Raw genomic sequence first — 18,200 nt, 5'->3', positions numbered from 1 at the left:
GCTCCTATTCGGTCCCGTTGTTGCGTTTGGACTGATTCAGGTAGTTCTGCAACATGGCCTGGATCACTCTCGGGTTCTGGCCGTCCTGGATCCCCATGATGGCGTCGAGGATCAGGGTACGGCTCAGCTGCTCCTCACCGCTGCGCAGCTCCAGCTTGTCGGCGATGGGGATGGCGATCATGTTGGCCTCGATCGCCCCGTAGAGGGTGGTCAACAGGGCCACCGCCATGGCAGGGCCGATGGACTTGGGATCGCTCATGTTCGCCAGCATGGCCACCAGGCCCACCAGGGTACCTATCATGCCCATGGCGGGGCCGAGATCCCCCAGGGAGCGGAACACCTTGACGGCGATGACGTGGCGCTCCGAGGTCAACTCGATGTCCTTCTCCATCACGGATCGCACCACGTCGGCGTCATGGCCGTCCACCAGCATGTCGATGCCCTTCTTCATGAAGGTATTGGGGATCTCCGCCGCCTCCAGGGCCAGGAAGCCCCCCTTGCGGGCCGCGTCCGCCAGCTCCACCGCCTTGGCAATCAGATCATCGAGCTTGTCGCCCTTGTACATGAATGCCTTGCCGGCCACCTTGAACGCCATCAGAAACTGGCCGAGGTTGAACTTCATCATGCAGATGAACAGAGAACCCAAGATGGTGATGTAGACCGAGGGCATATCCACATACATGCTCATGGGGCCACCCAGCAGCATGCCGTACACCACGACCCCGAACCCCAGCACTATGCCTATCAGACTGCCTAAATCCACATCCTTGCTCCTGTCACCAAACTTGCGTCTATTTATACTGCGCTGAATTTTCTGCTATTACGCCCCTGGCAGCAAGCCCGGTTCCCCCCCTATTGGCGCGCGGAGATGCGGGGATATCAGCCAGTTCTTATCGGCCGGGGACGGGATAGTTTGAGGGCAGCGCACTTTTCTGCCTCCCCCCTGTGGCCGGTCGATGTTAAGATGAGCCGTTTTTTTCAATCCCCGAGGATGGACATGGCCAGTAAAAAAATCGACCGTCTGAGTTTTGATGCCACCCTGGAAGAGCTGGAAACCATAGTGCATCAGCTCGAACAGGGTTCGCTCCCCCTCGAGGAGGCACTCAAGCAATTCGAACAGGGCATCCATCTGGTGCGCGCCGGCCAGCAGAAGCTGGAGCAGGCCGAGCAGAAGATCCAGATCCTCCTGACCCAGGCCGATGGCAGCGAGCAGGCGGTCCCCTTTCGCTCAGAGCAAGGAGAGGAGTGAGTGACTCTCGACGATTTCTCCCGCCTGCACCGCCAGCGCATCGACGGCTGCCTCTCGGCACAGCTTGAGGCCCTGCCCCCCATGGCGCCGCGCCTGCGGGACGCCATGAAATACGGCCTGCTGCTGGGTGGAAAACGGGTGCGTCCCTTCCTGGTCTACGCCGTGGGCGAGATGCTGGGCGTCAAGAGCGAGCTGCTGGACGGCCCGGCCGCCGCGGTGGAGTGCATCCACGCCTACTCCCTGCTGCACGACGACCTGCCCGCCATGGACGACGACGACCTTCGTCGTGGCCAGCCCACGGTGCACAAGGCGTTCGACGAAGGCACCGCCATCCTGGCCGGCGATGCCCTGCAGACCCTGGCCTTCTCCATCCTGGCCGATCACCCCATGCCGGCCGAATTGATGGCCAACCGGGTCAAGATGCTGAGCGCCCTGGCCCGCGCGTCGGGCTATCTCGGCATGTGCGGCGGCCAGGCGCTGGATCTGGAGGCCGAGGGCCGCCGGATCACCCTGGCCGAGCTGGAGCAGGTGCACCGCCACAAGACGGGGGCGCTCATCGAGTGCGCCGTCACCCTGGGGGCCCTGTGCAAGGCCGACGTGGAACCCGCGACACTGGCCGCCCTGCAGACCTATGCCGCCGCCATCGGGCTCGCCTTCCAGGTACAGGACGACATTCTCGACATCACGGGCGACACCGCCACCCTGGGCAAGCCGCAAGGCTCGGATCTGGCGCAGGAGAAGAGCACCTACCCGGCCCTGCTCGGACTCGACAATGCCCGTGAGCTGGCTCGCGAACTGCATGACAAGGCCTTAACAGCCCTGCAAGCCTTGCCCTACAATACCAACATTCTGGAAGCGTTTGCCGATTACATCATCGAGCGAACCCACTAAACGCTGGATAACAGTAACAATATGAGCGTTGATATAAGCGATTACCCCAACCTGGCCCTCGCGGACACGCCGGTCGAGCTGCGATCCCTCCCCTTCGAGCGACTGCCCGTGCTGTGCAACGAGCTGCGCGAGTACCTGCTGCGCTCGGTAAGCCGCTCCAGCGGTCACTTCGCCTCCGGCCTCGGCACCGTCGAGCTGACGGTCGCCCTGCACTACGTCTACAACACCCCCTTCGATCGCCTGGTGTGGGACGTGGGCCATCAGGCCTATCCCCACAAGATCCTGACCGGCCGGCGGGATCGCATCCACACCATCCGTCAGAAAGACGGCCTGCACCCCTTCCCCTGGCGGGAGGAGAGCGAGTACGACGTCCTCAGCGTCGGTCACTCCAGTACCTCCATCGGGGCGGCCCTCGGCATGGCGGTCGCCGCCGAGCGCGAGGGACTGGGCCGCAAGGTGGTGGCCGTCATCGGTGACGGCGCCATCACCGCCGGCATGGCCTTCGAGGCCCTCAACCACGCCGGCGACGTCCACAAGGACATGCTGGTGGTGCTGAACGACAACGAGATGTCCATCTCCGAAAATGTCGGCGCCCTGAACAACCACCTGGCCAGGCTGATGTCAGGCAAGCTCTACACCACTATCCGCGAAGGCGGCAAGAAGGTGCTGGCCGGTCTGCCGCCGGTCAAGGAGCTGGCCAAGCGGGCCGAGGAACACCTCAAGGGCATGGTGGTGCCCGGCACCCTGTTCGAGGAGTTCGGCTTCAACTACATCGGCCCCATCGACGGCCACGACATCCACGCCCTGGTCGAGACCCTGCGCAACATGCGCAGCCTCAAGGGCCCCCAGCTACTGCACGTCAAGACCAAGAAGGGCAAGGGCTACGAGCCTGCCGAGAAGGATCCCATCGGTTATCACGCCGTCCCCAAGTTCAACCCGGACGAGTGCGCCCTGCCCAAGAGCGCCGGTGGCAAGCCGACCTTCTCCGCCATCTTCGGTCAGTGGCTGTGCGACATCGCCGCCAGGGACGAGCGCGTGGTCGGCATCACTCCCGCCATGCGCGAGGGCTCCGGGCTGGTGAAGTTCAGCCAGCAGTATCCGGATCGCTACTTCGATGTGGCCATCGCCGAGCAGCACGCGGTCACCTTCGCCGCCGGCCTCGCCATCGCCGGGCAGAAGCCGGTGGTGGCCATCTATTCCAGCTTCCTGCAGCGCGCCTATGACCAGCTGATCCACGACGTGGCGCTGCAAGAGCTGCCGGTGCTGTTCGCCATCGACCGCGCCGGTCTGGTGGGGGCCGACGGCCCCACCCACCAGGGGGCCTTCGACATCAGCTTCCTGCGCACAGTGCCGAACATGGTGGTGATGACCCCGTCCGACGAGAACGAGTGCCGTCAGATGCTCTACACCGGCTACCAGCACAACGGGCCGGCGGCGGTGCGCTACCCCCGAGGCAGCGGCACCGGCATCCAGGCAGAGAGCGAGATGCAGACGCTGGCGCTCGGCAAGGGCCGCGTCGTGCGTGAGGGCAAGGGTACCGCCATCCTGGCGTTCGGCACCCTGCTGCACCAGGCCAGGGCCGCCGCCGAGGCGCTGGATGCCACCCTGGTGGACATGCGCTTCGTCAAGCCCATGGACGAGGCGCTGGTGCTTGAACTTGCCGCGACCCACGATCAGTTCGTCACCCTGGAGGACAACGCCATCATGGGCGGCGCCGGCTCCGCGGTGAACGAGCTGCTGATGGGCGCCAGGCTGTGCAAGCCGGTGCTGAATCTCGGCCTGCCGGATCGCTTCATCGAGCAGGGCACCCAGGAGGAGATCTACGCCCTGCTGGGGCTGGATGCCACCGGCATTCAGGCCAGCATCGAGGCCTGGCTGCAGGCCTGACAGGCTCATCGCACGCAACACAGATAAAGAAGGGCGCCTATATGGCGCCCTTCTTGTTTCTCTTCCTTAACTGACCCGAGTCAGCCCTTGTAGATCTTCGGGTTGAACACATCCCGCAGCCAATCACCCAACAGGTTGATGACCAGCACCAGCACCACCAGGCAGATGCCCGGGAAGGCGGTGATCCACCAGGAGCCGGAGAAGATGTAGTTGAAGCCCACGCTGATGAGCGAGCCCAGTGACGGCTGATCCACCGGCATGCCGAGCCCCAGGAAGGAGAGGGCCGCCTCGCTCATGATGGCGTTCGCCACCTGCACAGTGGAGATGACCAGGATGGGCGACAGGCAGTTCGGCAGTATGTGGCGGAACATGATGCGCGGGGCGCGGAAACCCATCACCTTGGCCGCTTCCACGTACTCCTTCTTCTTCTCTGCCAGCACGGAGGCGCGCACGGTCCGGGCATACTGGGGCCATTCGGCGATGCCGATGATCACCACCAACATCACGATGGCAAACTTCGAGTAGAACTCGGAGCCGAAGGTCGCCTGGAAGATGGCGGAGATGATGATGGCCACCATCATGGTGGAGAACGACAGCTGCACGTCGGCGAAACGCATCAGCAGGTTGTCGATGCGACCGCCGAAGTAACCGGCGATGAGGCCGATGACGATGCCGAGCACCAGCTGCAACCCCACCGCAAACAGGCCTATGGTGAGCGAGATGCGGGCGCCATACAGGATGGTGCTCCAGATGTCGCGGCCCTGGTTGTCGGTACCGAGCCAGAAGCGCTCCTCGCCCCCTTCCAGCCAGGAGGGGGGCAGCTCCGCATCCATCAGGTCGAAGCTGGTCTGGTCATAGACGTTGTGCGGGGCCAGCCAGGGGGCCAGCAGGGCCGCCAGCACGAAGACCACGAACACCGCAAAGCTGAACATGGCTACCTTGTCCCGCAGGAAGTAGTAGACGATGTCGGAATTCTTGAAACGTGCCCAACGGCTCGGGCTCGCTGTTACTGCATTACTCATGTGCTCACCCCTTGGCGGTCAAATTGACGGTCGGGTTGATCAACCCGTAGAGCAGGTCGACCAGGGTATTGGTCACCACGAAGATCAGGCCGACGAAGATGACGTAGGCGGTGATGAGGGGCGTATCGACCCGGTGGATCGCCTCGAGGAACAGGAAGCCGGTCCCCGGCCACTGGAACACGCTCTCGGTCAGTATGGTGTAGGCCACCATGGTGCCGATCTGCACGCCACCGACTGTGATGACCGGCAGCATGGTGTTCTTCAGGGCGTGCTGGTAGTAGACCTTGTTGTTGTCCAGCCCCTTGGCCCGGGCAAACTTGACGTACTCGGAGGAGAGCTGCTCCAGCATCTCGGAGCGCACCAGCCGGATGAACAGCGGCAGCATGATGGAGGAGAGGGAGACCGCGGGCAGGATCAGGTGCAGTATGCCGTCCCAGGTGAAGAAGCCCGACTCCCAGCCCAGCAGGTTGTAGGTCTCGCCGCGGCCATAGGCCGGCAGCCAGCCGAGCTGGATGGAGAAGAGGTACATCAGCATGATGGCGGTCAGGAAGACCGGGATCGAGATGCCGATGCTGCTCACCGCCATGATGACCTTGGTGAGAATGCTGCGCGGTCTTATCGCCGAATAAACCCCCAGCGGAATGGAGACGACGACGATGATGATCGCGGCGGCAAACACCAGTTCAAGGGTTGCCACCAGCTTGTCGAGGATCACCTCGAGGGCCGGTCGCTTGAAGAAATAGGAGGTGCCCAGATCCCCTTGCACCGCGTTCTGCAGGAAGCGGCTGTATTTCACCAAAAAGGGATCGTTGAGGCCCATCTTGTCGCGCAGCTCCTGGCGCACGGACTCGGAGACGGATTGTCCCACCAGCTCGCGCAGCGGATCCCCCAGGTTGTCCTGGATGGAGAAGGCGACCAGGCTGATGACGAACATCACTATCACGGCCTGATAGAACCGTTTCAGCAGGAATGTAAACATGCTTGTCCTTCTACGTGGCCTGTGTCTTGGCACAGGCTTCTGTTAATGGCGGGGCAAACATGGTTGCCCCGCCGGGTCCTTCCTTCATAACCTGTTCACGCTCTGTAACGAGAGGCCGTCAGCAAGGTAAAGAGCAGCGCAGGAACCGGAGTGTATGTGAATACATGAGCCCTTGGTTCCACATAAGCGAGCAGCACATGAGCCTTGATCACGGCTTCGCAGTAAGAGCGTGAGCAGGTTCTTACTTGTTGACCACCAGGTCACCCAGATAAGGGAAGTTCATCACGTTGACGATCGGCTTGATGTCGACGTTCTTCTTGGCACCGTAGGCCAGATCTTCCCAGTGCAGCGGCACATAGGCGGCGTCGTCGATCAGCATGGCTTCCACCTTCTGCAGGATGGCGGCACGCTTGGCCGGATCGGTCTCGGTGTTCGCTTCCATCACCATCTTGTCAGCCTCTGCGTTGGCATAACCGCCGCAGTTGTACTGGCCCATGCCGGTTTTGGCATCCTTGGTGAAGGTCAGGAACTCGAAGAAGTTCGCACTGTCTTCGGTGTCGGAGTGCCAGCCGATCAGCTGCATGTCTGCGGCGCACTTGTCAAACTCCGGCCAGTACTGGGCTACCGGCATGGTCTTCAGATCCACCTTGATGTTGATCTTGGACAGCATGGCGGAGACCGCCTGGGCGATCTTGACGTCGTTGACGTAGCGGGCCGCCGGGGAGATGAAGGTCATCTTGAAGCCCTTCTCGTAACCGGCTTCCTTCATCAGCTCCTTGGCCTTGGCCAGATCATACTGGGGCTTGAGCGCCTCGTTGTGACCGGCATAGCCTTTCGGGCTCAGCTGGCCGGCCGGGGTGCCGAAACCCTTGTTGATCTTGTCGACGATGCCCACTTGGTTGATGGCGTAGTTGATCGCCTGACGCACGCGCTTGTCTTTCAGCGCCGGGTTGGTGTTCTGGTTCAGCTCGATGATGATGGCGCGGGTACCGGACAGGGTGACCAGCTGGGAATCCTTGCCGTTCTTCACGCGCTCCAGATCGTTCGGGGCGACCGGGTAGATCATGTCCACGTCCCCACCCAGCAGGGCGGCCACGCGGGTGGCATCTTCCTTGATGGGCACCACGGTCAGGTTGTCGACATTGCCCTTGGAGGCCTTGTCCCAGTAGTTGGCGTTGCGGGCATAATCCAGCTTCACGCCCTGCTCGCGGAACTTGACGGTGAACGGGCCGGTACCGGAGACATTGGTCGAGGCGTAGGAGTCGCCGTTCTTGACGATCTCGGACTTGTCCTTGCCGGCGTCTGTCTTGCCGGTATAGAACTTGGAGTCCATCGGGAAGATGTAGGTCACGGTCTGCAGCACCAGCGGGAAGGGCTTCGCGGTGACGAGATCCACGGTGAAATCATCTACCTTCTTGGCTTCGGCGATGGGGTCGAAGATCGCCTTGAAGTCCGGGGAGGCCTTCAGACGGTTGACGGTCCACACCACGTCGTCGGCGGTGAAGTCGTTGCCGGAGTGGAACTTGACGCCCTTGCGCAGGTGGAAGCGGACGGTCTTGTCGTCGATGCGCTCATACTTCTCAGCCAGGCGCGGCTCGAACTGCAGATCCTGGGTGTAACGCATCAGGGGATCGAACACCAGGTGAGACATCTCCAGCGTCTGGCCGGAGAGCTGCTCCTGCGGGTCCAGCGAGGTGGCGTCGGAAGCGACGGCGACCTTGATGTCGGCGGCAGAGACGTTAAACGCGAGACCAGCGGCGAACAGCGCCATGGCGATCTTGGATAATCCTTTCTTCATGTCTTTCTCCATGCTTTTGGCTTTTTATTGACACTTTTTTTGACAAGCAGACCGGCGAGCCGGCTCTTTCCTAGCTTGCGATTTCCAGCCCCTCGCGGGACATTCCCTTGAACTCCGGCATGAGGGAGATCAGCTTGCGGCTGTACTCATGCGCGGCATTGGTAAAGAGCTTCTCGGTCTCGGCCACCTCCACCAGGTTGCCGTGCTGCATCACGCCGATGCGATCGCACATCTGGCGGATGACCGGCAGATCGTGGCTGATGAACAGCATGGTGAGCCCGAGCTCCTGCTGCAAGTCTTTGAGCAGGTTGAGGATCTGGGCCTGCACCGAGACATCAAGCGCCGAGGTGGGCTCGTCGCAGATGAGGAAGCGCGGCCGGGTCGCCAGGGCACGGGCGATGGAGATGCGCTGACGCTGACCGCCGGAGAACTCGTGGGGATACTTGACCCCTGCCCCGCTGCCCAGGCCGACGTGATCCAGGAGATCCCCCACGATCTGCTCGATCTGCCGCTCGCTCTCGGCCAGGCGGTGGAAGCGGATCGGCTCGGCGATGATGTCGCGCACCTTCATGCGCGGGTTCATGGACGAATAGGGGTTCTGGAACACCATCTGCATCTGGCGGCGCAGGGGGCGACGCTCGTGCTCCCCTTTCAGGGCGGTGAGGTCGATCCCTTCGAAGATGATCTTGCCGGCATCGGGCGGATAGAGGCCGGTGATGGCCCGGGCTATGGTGGACTTGCCGGAGCCGGACTCTCCCACCAGGCCGAAGGTCTCCCCCTCGAAGATCTCGAAGCTGATGTTGTTGCAGGCCCGCACGTACTGGCGGCGGCTCGGGAACAGGGAATCCTTGGTGACGAACTTCAGATCCACGTTCTCCACCCGCAGCAGCGCTCCTTCATAGGCGCGCTCGTCCTGACTCTGGCCGAGCCAGTGGGTCTTCAGATCGATGCTGGTATCCGGTGCACCGGCATCCTCGATATAGGAGACCAGGGGGAAGCGTACCAGCTTGACGTCCGAGCGGGGCACCGCCGAGATGAGGCTGCGGGTATAGGGATGATTGGGGCGGCCCAGCACCTGCTCGGTGGTGCCGAACTCCACCAGATCGCCGCGATACATAACCGCCACCTTGTCGGTGACGTTGGAGACCACGCCCATGTCGTGGGTCACCAGCATGCAGCCTACCTGGCGCTCCTTGCACAGGGAGCGAATGAGCTGGAGGATCTGATCCTGGATGGAGACGTCCAGCGCCGTGGTGGGTTCGTCGGCGATGATGAGCTCGGGATCCCCGGAGAGGGCGATGGCGATCACCACCCGCTGGCGCATGCCGCCGGAGAACTGGTGGGGATACTGCTTGATGCGCACATCCGGGTTCGGGATCCCCACCGCGCCCATCAGCTCGAGGGCCTTGGCAAAGGCTGCCTCGCGGGTGAGGCTGGTGTTCGCCAGTATGGTCTCCACCAACTGCTGCTCCACGGTGAACAGCGGGTTGAGGGAGGTCATGGGATCCTGGAAGATGAAGCCGATGCGGGAGCCGCGAATGGCCCGCATCTCGTTCTGGCTCTTGCCGGAGATGAGCTCGCCGTTGAGGTAGATATCGCCGCGGGCGATGCGACCGGGCGGGCTCAACAGATCGATGACGGCGTTGCCGATGGTGGACTTGCCGGCGCCGGACTCACCGACGACGCCGACGATCTCGCCCTTTTCAACAGAAAAAGAGAGATCCTTGACCGCGGCCAGCACCCCGTAGCGGGAGGGGTACTCGATCCGCAAGTTTTTTACTTCAAGCAAGGACATGGTTACCTCTGCGGGGGACATCCGTCCCAAATAATTCGTCCGTAAATCAGCCGCAGATGCTGGTTGTGCCTTGGGTACTGCTCGAGAGCCTTTGTCGTGTAATAAACGCTCAATCCATGAGGCAGCCAAACCAGCGATCCGGGCGGGTTTTTTGCATTTTTTTGGAATAACCCGCGAGTAAGTTAGTCGGTTTGCCCGCGGGTGTAAATGATCCAGTTATACAATTTCGCAATACTTTGCCCAGATAAAGCTGGAACCATGGGCGTAAAATGTTGGTAAAAGTCACATTACCAGATATTGCATTGGCATTACGAGCAGATTTGCCGTTTATGTTTCAACAAAGTGATAACAAACCACCATTTCCACCACCCCACATAAACTAGCAAGTCTCGAATGAGTAGTGAATATTTATGTGAAATGTTTTTTTGACGACAGCATATCTTGGAGAAGGAAAACTAAGCAGAGATAAATAGTGGCCATCCAGAATGTTCAACCAGAGACCCTTGCCGGTTGGCGGCGCAGATCGGGAGGGATTGCATACAAAACGGCCCAGGACCGGGAAGCCCCTGCCCAGACGCCTGGCCTCGTCCCGGCGAGCATTGGCATGGGACGGCAACGGGCGGCGAGAGGACCAGCCAGAGATGGCTGCCCTCGCTGGTCGACAAGGCCATTCACGACGAGGGATGAGAGGGGTGGGAGCCGCAGGATCGGAGGCTGCCTGCCACCCGGGCTGGCAGGCAGATGAGACGGCACAGGCGGACCTGCCCGGCTCCCTTACCAGCGGGCCAGCAGCTGCATGCACAGCAGGGCGAACAGACCGGCGATGAGATCGTCCAGCATGATGCCGAGTCCGCCGTGGATGCGGCGATCGAACCAGGAGATGGGCCAGGGCTTGAGCACGTCGAACAGGCGAAACAGCACGAAGCCGGCCAGCACCCACTCCCAGCCGGCGGGCGCCGCTATCATGGTGACGCCGAAGCCTATCACCTCGTCCCAGACGATGGCCCCGTGATCCGGCATGCCGATGGCGTCGGTGGCGCTCTGGCAGATGCGCACCCCCGCCACGAAGCCGACCACCAGCAGAGCGATGAACCAGGGGGTAGAGAGGCCGCTCACCAGCAGGTAGAGCGGGATGGCGGCAAGCGTCCCCATGGTGCCCGGCGCCCTGGGGGAGAGACCGGAGCCAAACCCCACCGCCAGCAGGTGGAGCGGGTTCCTCAGGTTAAGTTGCTTGAGCTCAGGTTTGATCTTCATGCGAAATGATCCCACCCCTTGAGATGGAGCTCGACCGGCTGCTCATCCTGCATATAGTCGATGCCGGGTTCCCCGGCCAGGATGCGGCCGATGCGGGTGAACTTGACGCCGCAATTGGCCAGTGCCGTGTCCAGGGCACCGTGATGTTCCTGGGGTACGGTGAAGCAGAGCTCGTAGTCATCGCCACCGGCCAGCGCCAGTTGCCAGGCATCCGTGACGGGCACTGCATCCTGCAACACGGGAGAGAGGGGCAGCAGGTTGAGATCGATCTGGGCCCGTACCCCGGAGGCCTTGAGGATGTGGCCGAGATCCGAGGCCAGGCCGTCGGAGAGATCCAGGGCGCTGCTGGCCAGCCCGCGCAGGGCCTGGCCCGCCAGGATGCGGGGATGGGGATGGTCGAGCCTGGGCAGCGCGGCCGCCAGCTGGTTCTCGTTGAGGGTGCGCTTGCCCAGCAGGTGGGAGAGGGCCAGGGCCGCATCCCCCAGGGTGCCGGTCACATAGATGCCGTCCCCCGCCTTGGCACCGCTGCGCAGCAGGGCGCGGCCGGCAGGCACCGATCCCTTCACCGAAACGGTGATGGAGAGCGGACCCCGGGTCATGTCACCGCCCACCAGGGCCACGTTGTAGTATTCGGCAAGCTCGAGGAAGCCCTCGGCGAAACCGGCGACCCAGCTCTCGTTGACGGCGGGCAGGGTCAGGGCCAGAGAGACCCAGCGCGGCTCCGCCCCCATGGCGGCGAGATCGGACAGGTTGACCGCCAGCGCCTTGTAGCCGAGATCCACCGGATCCATGTCGGGAAAGAAGTGCACACCGCTTACCAGGGTATCCGTGCTCACCGCCAACTGGACGTCGGGGGGCAGGGTCAGCAGGGCACAGTCATCCCCAGGTCCCATCACCACGTCCTTGCGGGCGTGGGGGGCCTTGAAGTACTTCTCAATCAGCTCAAATTCACCCATACAGTAAAAAGCCAGCAATAAGCTGGCTCCTCTCTTAAATGCTGACGGACGGCGGGATCAACGCTTGGGCAGCGTCTTGATCACCTTGTCCAGTACGCCGTTGACAAACTTGTGGCTGTCATCGGCGGCGAAGGCTTTGGCCAGCTCGATCGCTTCGTTGATCACCACGCGCGGCGGCACATCTTCACGACGGGTCAGCTCGTAGGTCGCCAGACGCAGGATCGCCTTGTCCACCATGTCCACTTCTTCCAGCGGACGGGAGAGGAAAGGTGCGAACACCTTGTCCAGCTCGTTGCAGTGGACCGCAACCCCGAACAGCAGATCGCGGAAATAGTTCAGGTCCACACCCTTGGTGTCCTGATCGATCTTGAACTGCTCTTCGATGTCGCCCACGTTGGCCTGGGTCATCTGCCACTGGTAGATGGCCTGGGTGGCGCAATGACGGGCCTTACGGCGCTCGGACGGTTTCAATGCATTTCTCCTCGTTACACGTCCAGTTGTTTCAGGACGTTGATCATTTCGAGCGCGCTCAGTGCAGCCTCTGCACCCTTGTTACCCGCCTTGGTACCGGCGCGCTCGATGGCTTGTTCGATGTTTTCGGTGGTCAGCACGCCGAAGGCAACGGGAATCTCATACTCCATCATCACCTGGGCCAGCCCCTTGCCGTTCTCGCTCGCCACCAATTCGAAGTGGTAGGTACCGCCACGGATGACGGTGCCCAGCGCGACGATGGCGTCGTATTGACCGCTCTTGGCCAGCTTCTTGGCCGCCAGGGGGATCTCGACGGCGCCCGGCACGCGCACCAGGGTCAGGTTGCTCTCCTGGATCTGGCCTTGACGCTTCAGCACGTCCAGCGCACCGTTCACCAGGCTGTCATTGATGAAGCTGTTGAAACGGGCAACGACAATAGCAACACGCGCCTCGGGAGCGGCGATATTTCCTTCGATAATCTTCATTGGAAATCCTGTCTCTGTGCAATCAGTAGGGCCATCAATGGGGCCGCGGCCAAAAGTGCACGCATTCTAGCACAACAGAGCCGCGACAAAAAACCATGGCCGCAACGGGCGGCCATGGTGATGATTTCAACCGTATGCAGGCTTACTCGCCGACGTACTCCACCACTTCCAGGCCGAAGCCGCCCGGCAGGAGATGGTACTTCTCCGGCAACATCCAGTGGCGAACGTTCTCCATCCCGCCACGGGATCGCTTACTCACCGACGTATTCCACCACTTCCAGGCCGAAGCCGCCGAGGGCGTGGTACTTCTTCGGCGAGCTCAAGAGGCGCATCTTGCCCACCCCCAGCGCCTTGAGGATCTGGGAACCCACGCCGACCCGGCGCGAGGTGCCCTGCCACTTGGCCCCTTCCGGCGCCAGCCCCTTGTCGGCGGCCTCGAATCCCTTGACCCTGGCCAGCAGCTCGGCACCGTGCGCCTCCGCCCCCAGGATCACCAGCACGCCCCCTTCATCGGCGATGCGGGCCATAGACTTGGGCAGCGGCCAGCTGCGGGCGCTGTGGCGGTCGGTGAGCAGCAGATCGCTCAGCACGTCGTGCAGGTGCACCCGCACCAGGGTCGGCTGGTCGGCCTTCACCTCGCCTTTCTTGAGGGCGAAGTGTACCTGGTTGTCGATGGTGTCACGGAAGGTGACGAGGTCGAACTCGCCGTATTCGGTGGGCAGCTTGCACTCGGCCACTTTCTCTACCGTGGTCTCGTGCTGGTTGCGGTATTCGATAAGATCCGCGATGGTGCCGAGCTTGATGCCGTGCTGCTCGGCGAAGATCTCGAGATCCGGGCGCCGGGCCATGGAGCCATCTTCGTTGAGGATCTCGACGATGACGGACGCAGGCTCATAGCCAGCCAGCCGGGCCAGATCGCAGCCGGCCTCAGTGTGGCCGGCGCGGGTCAGCACGCCGCCATCCTGCGCCATCAGCGGGAAGATATGGCCGGGCTGCACCAGATCCGAGGCCTTGGCATTGGGCGCGACCGCCGCCTGCACGGTGACGGCGCGATCGGCGGCGGAGATGCCGGTGGTCACCCCCTCGGCCGCTTCTATGGTCACGGTGAAGGCGGTGGAGAACTGGGCGTTGTTTCTGTCCACCATCAGCGGCAGCGCCAGCTGTTTGCAGCGATCCCGGGTCAGGGTGAGGCAGATGAGGCCGCGACCGTAGCGCGCCATGAAGTTGATGTCTTCCGGGCGGACACAGGAGGCAGCCATGATGAGGTCCCCTTCGTTCTCCCTGTCTTCGTCATCCATCAGGATCACCATCTTGCCAGCCTTGATATCGGCAATGATTTCCTGGGTCGTGCTCAGCGCCATGGGCTACTCCATCAATGTGCTTGGGAAATGAGCCCGCGGGCTCGGTTCGAACTGGGTTCATTCCGCTCTAGATTGGGGCAGCCGGCCCCATTTCAATCGGAGCGGGATCACAGAAAAGCGTTTTTCCCGCAAAACGGCTCACAAGAAACCGGACTGGGCCAGCTTCTCCAGGGTCAGGGTGGAGGCGCTGCTCTCCTCGCGCTTGCCCGTCATCAGGCGCTCCAAGTAGCGGGCGATTTGATCCACCTCGAGGTTGACCCGGTAGCCGGGTTTCCAGCGGGCTATGGTGGTCTCCTGGGCGGTGTGGGGCACTATGGTCAACCGGAAGAGATCCCCCTGGACGGCGTTGACCGTGAGGCTGATGCCATCCACCGCAATCGACCCCTTCTCGGCGATGTAGCGGGAGAGCTCGCCTGGCGCCTCTATCCAGTATTCGATGGCGCGGCCGCTGGCGGACTTGCTCTTCACCTCGCCCATGCCGTCCACGTGACCGGAGACCAAGTGGCCCCCGAGACGGGAGGTGGGCATCAGCGCCTTCTCGAGGTTGACCGGATCCCCCACCTTGGCCGCCGCAAAGCCGGTGCGGGACAGGGTCTCCAGCGAGACGTCGGCGGTATAGCGCTGGTCGCCCAGGGCGACCACGGTAAGGCAGACACCGTTGGTGGCGATGGAGTCGCCCAGCTTGACGTCGCCAAAATCCAGGGTCGGCGCATGGACGGTGAGGGCCATATCCTCCCCCTGGCGGCGCAGCTCTACCAGGGTTCCCACCGCTTCGATAATTCCGGTAAACATGCAGATCACCTTGCTGATGACGGGGGCAACGGATACCCCCGTGAACATTGAAAAATCAGGCTATTTTTGCAGTGATGCGAATATCCTGGCCAAGCATGCGCACATCCTTGAGGTTGAGTTTGGGGGCCTGGAACAGGCGGGTCAGCCCCGGCAGGTGGAACAGGCCGCGCCCCTCATCCCCCATCAGTTTGGGCGCCTGATAGAGCACCAGCTCGTCCACCAGCCCCTTCTCCAGCAGGGCGCCGCACAGCCGGGGCCCCGACTCGATCAGCACAGAGTTGATGCTGTGCTGCTTAGCCAGCAGCATGAAGAGGCTGACCAGATCCAGCTTGCCCTCCAGGAGCGGCACCTCCAGCTGCTGCACCCAGGCGGGCCAGTCGCCGTCCGCCTTGTGGCGGGCCAGCAACACAGGGCTCTCGCTCTGGAACAGGGGCTGATCCGGAGTGAGCCGGTTTTGCGAGTCGACGATGACCCGCAGCGGCTGGCGCAGGGTCTCTTTGGGATAGACCGCCTTGACCGAGGGGGGCAGCTCGTCCCAGCGCACGGTCAGGGAGGCGTTGTCCGCCAGCACGGTTTCGGCGCTGGAGAGCACCGCATCGTGGCGCGCCCGCAGCCGCTGCACGTCGCGGCGCGCCTCGGGGGAGGTTATCCACTGGCTCTCGCCGCTCGCCATGGCGGTGCGACCATCCAGGCTGGCGCCGAGCTTGACCGTCACCTGCGGGAAGGCGGTGCGCATCCGCTTGAAGAAACCGGGGTTAAGGGACTCGGCTTCCGCGGCCAGCAGGCCGAAATCGGTCTTGATGCCCGCCTCGGAGAGCATGCGCAGGCCGCGCCCGCCCACCTGGGGATTGGGATCCACCATGGCGGCCACCACCCGGGTCACCCCGGCCTTGATGAGCGCCTCGGCGCAGGGGGGCGTGCGGCCGTGATGGGAGCAGGGCTCCAGGGTCACATAGGCGGTGGCACCGCGGGCCTCTTCCCCTGCCGCGTGCAGGGCATAGACCTCGGCATGGGGCTCGCCGGCCCGCTGGTGCCAGCCCTCTCCCACCACCACGCCGGCCTTCACCAGCACGGCGCCGACGCAGGGGTTGGGGGCCGTGGTGTAACGGCCGCGGCGGGCCAGTTCGAGGGCCCGGCTCATCCATTGGTAATCGTCTTGACTAAACATCTGGGCTCCTCTGACAAAACATCCCCCCTCTCCCGGCGTCGGGCTCATCGGTTGCCGCGCCGCCGAACGCAGTCTGGGTGGACGGAAAACTCACTTCTCCAGCTTGGCGATCTCTTCGCCGAATTCACGGATGTCCTCGAAGCTGCGGTAGACGGAGGCGAACCGGATATAGGCCACCTTGTCCAGGCTCTTGAGCTCGTCCATCACCAGGTTGCCCACCAGCTCGGAGGCGACCTCGCGCTCGCCGGTGGCGCGCAGGCGGGACTTGATGTGGTTGACCGCCTTCTCGATGGCCTCCATGCTCACCGGTCGCTTCTCCAGCGCCCGCAGTATGCCGGCACGCAGCTTGTCTTCGTTGAAGGGCTCGCGCGAGCCGTTGGACTTGATGACGCGGGGCATCACCAGTTCGGCCATCTCGAAGGTGGTGAAACGCTCGTGGCAGAGCAGGCATTCGCGACGGCGGCGCACCTGATGGCCCTCGGCCACCAGACGGGAATCGATCACCTTGGTATCAACGGCACTACAGAAAGGGCAATGCATCGGACCTCCGGCGTGGATGAAAAAGGGCGCGGGCCCCGGGGGCTGGCGCTAGGTCGGTCAGTGTAACACGGCCATGGAAAACCGGTAAAAGCCCAGAAAAAACAATGCCACCCATTGGGTGGCATTGGTCTCAAACCGGGCATAGGCCGTTATCAGGCATAGACCGGGAAGCGGCGGCAGATGTCCAGCACCTTCTCGCGCACGGTCGCCAGCACTTCTTCGTTGTCGTGGCTGTCCAGCACGTCGCAGATCCAGTTGGCCAACTGGATGGACTCGGCCTCCTTGAAGCCGCGGCGGGTGATGGCCGGGGTGCCGATACGCACGCCGGAGGTCACGAACGGAGAGCGCGGGTCGTTCGGTACGGAGTTCTTGTTGACGGTGATGTTGGCCTTGCCGAGGGCTGCGTCGGCGTCTTTGCCGGTCAGCTCGCGACCGATCAGATCCACCAGCATCAGGTGGTTGTCGGTACCGCCGGAGACGATCTTGTAGCCGCGCTCCATGAAGGTGGCCGCCATCGCCTTGGCGTTCTTGACGACCTGGGCCTGGTAGGTCTTGAACTCGGGCTCCAGCGCCTCCTTGAAGGCAACGGCCTTGCCGGCGATGACGTGCATCAGCGGGCCGCCCTGACCGCCCGGGAAGACGGCGGAGTTCAGCTTCTTGTACAGATCTTCGTCGTCGGCGGCGGAGAGGATCAGACCACCGCGCGGACCGGCCAGGGTCTTGTGGGTGGTGGAGGTGACCACGTGGGCGTGGGGCACCGGGTTCGGGTAGACGCCGGCGGCAATCAGACCGGCCACGTGGGCCATGTCGACGAACAGGTAGGCGCCGATCTTGTCGGCGATCTCGCGCATGCGGGCCCAGTCGACGATGCCGGAGTAGGCGGAGAAGCCGCCGATCATCATCTTCGGCTTGTGCTCAACGGCCAGACGCTCCATCTCGTCGTAGTCGATCTTGCCGGACTCGTCGATGCCGTAGGGGATGATGTTGTACAGCTTGCCGGAGAAGTTGACGGGGGAGCCGTGGGTGAGGTGACCGCCATGGGCCAGGTTCATGCCCAGCACGGTGTCGCCCGGCTGCAGCAGGGCCATGTAGACGGCGCTGTTGGCCTGGGAGCCGGAGTGCGGCTGCACGTTGGCGTAGGTGGCACCGAACAGCTCCTTGGCGCGCTCGATGGCCAGGGTTTCAACCACATCCACATACTCGCAACCACCGTAGTAGCGCTTGGCCGGGTAGCCTTCGGCGTACTTGTTGGTCAGCTGGGAGCCCTGGGCTTCCATGACGCGGGGGCTGGTGTAGTTCTCGGACGCAATCAGCTCGATGTGCTCTTCCTGACGACGGGTCTCGTCTGTGATGGCCTGCCACAGCTCTGGATCATAGCCGGCGATGGTCATGTCACGTTTCAACATCCGTTTATCTCCTGAAAATCGTTTGCGCGATAGGTGAAGTGGGCCCGCGCATTGTAACGTGAGCTGGATCAAAGAGACAGTCCAACCACCCAAAAAAATGTTTATAAAATGTAAAATACGTCGCAATTCTCGAAACCCGCCCCTCC

General features: G+C 62.6%; 17 protein-coding genes. 3 read left to right on the top strand and 14 right to left on the bottom strand.

Annotated features, from left to right (window positions below; translation table 11 throughout):
- Positions 1-4: 4 nt before the first annotated feature.
- Positions 5-763 carry a flagellar motor protein PomA gene (pomA, locus tag BN1132_RS16380; RefSeq protein ID WP_042078861.1) on the bottom strand — a complete coding sequence of 253 codons (759 nt, stop codon included), beginning with the start codon at positions 761-763 and terminating at the stop codon, positions 5-7.
- A gap of 234 nt (positions 764-997) precedes the next feature.
- Here pomA and xseB point away from each other — a divergent pair, with 234 nt between their 5' ends.
- From xseB to dxs, 3 genes are read left to right on the top strand one after another with little or no spacing between them, the layout of a single operon-like run.
- Entirely contained in the window at positions 998-1,249 is a 252-nt protein-coding gene (gene xseB / locus BN1132_RS16375; protein ID WP_025326041.1) for an exodeoxyribonuclease VII small subunit, read from the top strand.
- A complete protein-coding gene (gene ispA, locus BN1132_RS16370; protein WP_042078860.1) occupies positions 1,250-2,140 on the top strand; it encodes a (2E,6E)-farnesyl diphosphate synthase in 891 nt (296 codons plus the stop codon).
- A 21-nt stretch (positions 2,141-2,161) separates the two neighbouring features.
- Positions 2,162-4,027 (top strand): 1-deoxy-D-xylulose-5-phosphate synthase, encoded by a 1,866-nt coding sequence (gene dxs, locus BN1132_RS16365; protein ID WP_042078858.1) that lies wholly within the window; start codon positions 2,162-2,164, stop codon positions 4,025-4,027.
- An 80-nt stretch (positions 4,028-4,107) separates the two neighbouring features.
- On the opposite strand, the gene BN1132_RS16360 is transcribed toward dxs, so the two are convergent.
- The 13 genes from BN1132_RS16360 to glyA form a co-directional block, all read right to left on the bottom strand.
- Complete coding sequence (locus tag BN1132_RS16360; protein WP_042078856.1) at positions 4,108-5,049, bottom strand: ABC transporter permease; 942 nt, start codon at positions 5,047-5,049, stop codon at positions 4,108-4,110.
- Between the two features lie 4 nt (positions 5,050-5,053).
- A complete protein-coding gene (locus BN1132_RS16355; RefSeq protein ID WP_042078855.1) occupies positions 5,054-6,028 on the bottom strand; it encodes an ABC transporter permease in 975 nt (324 codons plus the stop codon).
- A 241-nt stretch (positions 6,029-6,269) separates the two neighbouring features.
- Positions 6,270-7,826, bottom strand: a complete 1,557-nt coding sequence (locus BN1132_RS16350; RefSeq protein WP_042078854.1) for an ABC transporter substrate-binding protein — start codon at positions 7,824-7,826, stop codon at positions 6,270-6,272.
- A 70-nt stretch (positions 7,827-7,896) separates the two neighbouring features.
- Positions 7,897-9,621, bottom strand: coding sequence for a dipeptide ABC transporter ATP-binding protein (locus BN1132_RS16345; protein WP_042078853.1), 1,725 nt, complete (start codon positions 9,619-9,621; stop codon positions 7,897-7,899).
- Between the two features lie 774 nt (positions 9,622-10,395).
- Entirely contained in the window at positions 10,396-10,875 is a 480-nt protein-coding gene (locus tag BN1132_RS16340; RefSeq protein ID WP_042078852.1) for a phosphatidylglycerophosphatase A family protein, read from the bottom strand.
- A complete protein-coding gene (thiL, locus tag BN1132_RS16335; RefSeq protein ID WP_042078851.1) occupies positions 10,872-11,831 on the bottom strand; it encodes a thiamine-phosphate kinase in 960 nt (319 codons plus the stop codon). Before thiL ends, BN1132_RS16340 begins: the two co-directional genes overlap by 4 nt.
- Before the next feature lie 57 nt (positions 11,832-11,888).
- Positions 11,889-12,302, bottom strand: a complete 414-nt coding sequence (gene nusB, locus BN1132_RS16330) for a transcription antitermination factor NusB (protein ID WP_010675390.1) — start codon at positions 12,300-12,302, stop codon at positions 11,889-11,891.
- A 14-nt stretch (positions 12,303-12,316) separates the two neighbouring features.
- On the bottom strand, positions 12,317-12,787 hold the full coding sequence (gene ribH / locus BN1132_RS16325) for a 6,7-dimethyl-8-ribityllumazine synthase (protein ID WP_042078850.1): 471 nt from the start codon (positions 12,785-12,787) through the stop codon (positions 12,317-12,319).
- Positions 12,788-13,038: 251 nt separating this feature from the next.
- A complete protein-coding gene (ribBA, locus tag BN1132_RS16320) occupies positions 13,039-14,148 on the bottom strand; it encodes a bifunctional 3,4-dihydroxy-2-butanone-4-phosphate synthase/GTP cyclohydrolase II (RefSeq protein WP_042078849.1) in 1,110 nt (369 codons plus the stop codon).
- A gap of 138 nt (positions 14,149-14,286) precedes the next feature.
- A complete protein-coding gene (locus BN1132_RS16315) occupies positions 14,287-14,940 on the bottom strand; it encodes a riboflavin synthase (RefSeq protein ID WP_042078994.1) in 654 nt (217 codons plus the stop codon).
- A 55-nt stretch (positions 14,941-14,995) separates the two neighbouring features.
- A complete protein-coding gene (gene ribD / locus BN1132_RS16310) occupies positions 14,996-16,108 on the bottom strand; it encodes a bifunctional diaminohydroxyphosphoribosylaminopyrimidine deaminase/5-amino-6-(5-phosphoribosylamino)uracil reductase RibD (protein ID WP_042078848.1) in 1,113 nt (370 codons plus the stop codon).
- Positions 16,109-16,198: 90 nt separating this feature from the next.
- Entirely contained in the window at positions 16,199-16,648 is a 450-nt protein-coding gene (gene nrdR / locus BN1132_RS16305) for a transcriptional regulator NrdR (RefSeq protein ID WP_005338880.1), read from the bottom strand.
- Between the two features lie 152 nt (positions 16,649-16,800).
- On the bottom strand, positions 16,801-18,054 hold the full coding sequence (glyA, locus tag BN1132_RS16300) for a serine hydroxymethyltransferase (protein ID WP_042078846.1): 1,254 nt from the start codon (positions 18,052-18,054) through the stop codon (positions 16,801-16,803).
- Positions 18,055-18,200 lie beyond the last annotated feature (146 nt).

The organism is Aeromonas sanarellii, assembly GCF_000820085.1.
Lineage (GTDB): Bacteria > Pseudomonadota > Gammaproteobacteria > Enterobacterales > Aeromonadaceae > Aeromonas > Aeromonas sanarellii.
Note: the sequence above shows the minus strand (reverse complement) of the source record. Positions and strands in the feature narration are given on the sequence as shown.

Excerpts from the sequence above, each read along its gene's own strand:
- xseB (WP_025326041.1), top strand. The coding sequence starts at position 998 with ATGGCCAGTAAAAAAATCGACCGTCTGAGTTTTGATGCCACCCTGGAA.
- dxs (WP_042078858.1), top strand. The coding sequence starts at position 2,162 with ATGAGCGTTGATATAAGCGATTACCCCAACCTGGCCCTCGCGGACACG.
- BN1132_RS16360 (WP_042078856.1), bottom strand. The coding sequence starts at position 5,049 with ATGAGTAATGCAGTAACAGCGAGCCCGAGCCGTTGGGCACGTTTCAAG.
- BN1132_RS16355 (WP_042078855.1), bottom strand. The coding sequence starts at position 6,028 with ATGTTTACATTCCTGCTGAAACGGTTCTATCAGGCCGTGATAGTGATG.
- BN1132_RS16350 (WP_042078854.1), bottom strand. The coding sequence starts at position 7,826 with ATGAAGAAAGGATTATCCAAGATCGCCATGGCGCTGTTCGCCGCTGGT.
- BN1132_RS16345 (WP_042078853.1), bottom strand. The coding sequence starts at position 9,621 with ATGTCCTTGCTTGAAGTAAAAAACTTGCGGATCGAGTACCCCTCCCGC.
- BN1132_RS16340 (WP_042078852.1), bottom strand. The coding sequence starts at position 10,875 with ATGAAGATCAAACCTGAGCTCAAGCAACTTAACCTGAGGAACCCGCTC.
- thiL (WP_042078851.1), bottom strand. The coding sequence starts at position 11,831 with ATGGGTGAATTTGAGCTGATTGAGAAGTACTTCAAGGCCCCCCACGCC.
- ribH (WP_042078850.1), bottom strand. The coding sequence starts at position 12,787 with ATGAAGATTATCGAAGGAAATATCGCCGCTCCCGAGGCGCGTGTTGCT.
- ribBA (WP_042078849.1), bottom strand. The coding sequence starts at position 14,148 with ATGGCGCTGAGCACGACCCAGGAAATCATTGCCGATATCAAGGCTGGC.
- BN1132_RS16315 (WP_042078994.1), bottom strand. The coding sequence starts at position 14,940 with ATGTTTACCGGAATTATCGAAGCGGTGGGAACCCTGGTAGAGCTGCGC.
- ribD (WP_042078848.1), bottom strand. The coding sequence starts at position 16,108 with ATGTTTAGTCAAGACGATTACCAATGGATGAGCCGGGCCCTCGAACTG.
- nrdR (WP_005338880.1), bottom strand. The coding sequence starts at position 16,648 with ATGCATTGCCCTTTCTGTAGTGCCGTTGATACCAAGGTGATCGATTCC.
- glyA (WP_042078846.1), bottom strand. The coding sequence starts at position 18,054 with ATGTTGAAACGTGACATGACCATCGCCGGCTATGATCCAGAGCTGTGG.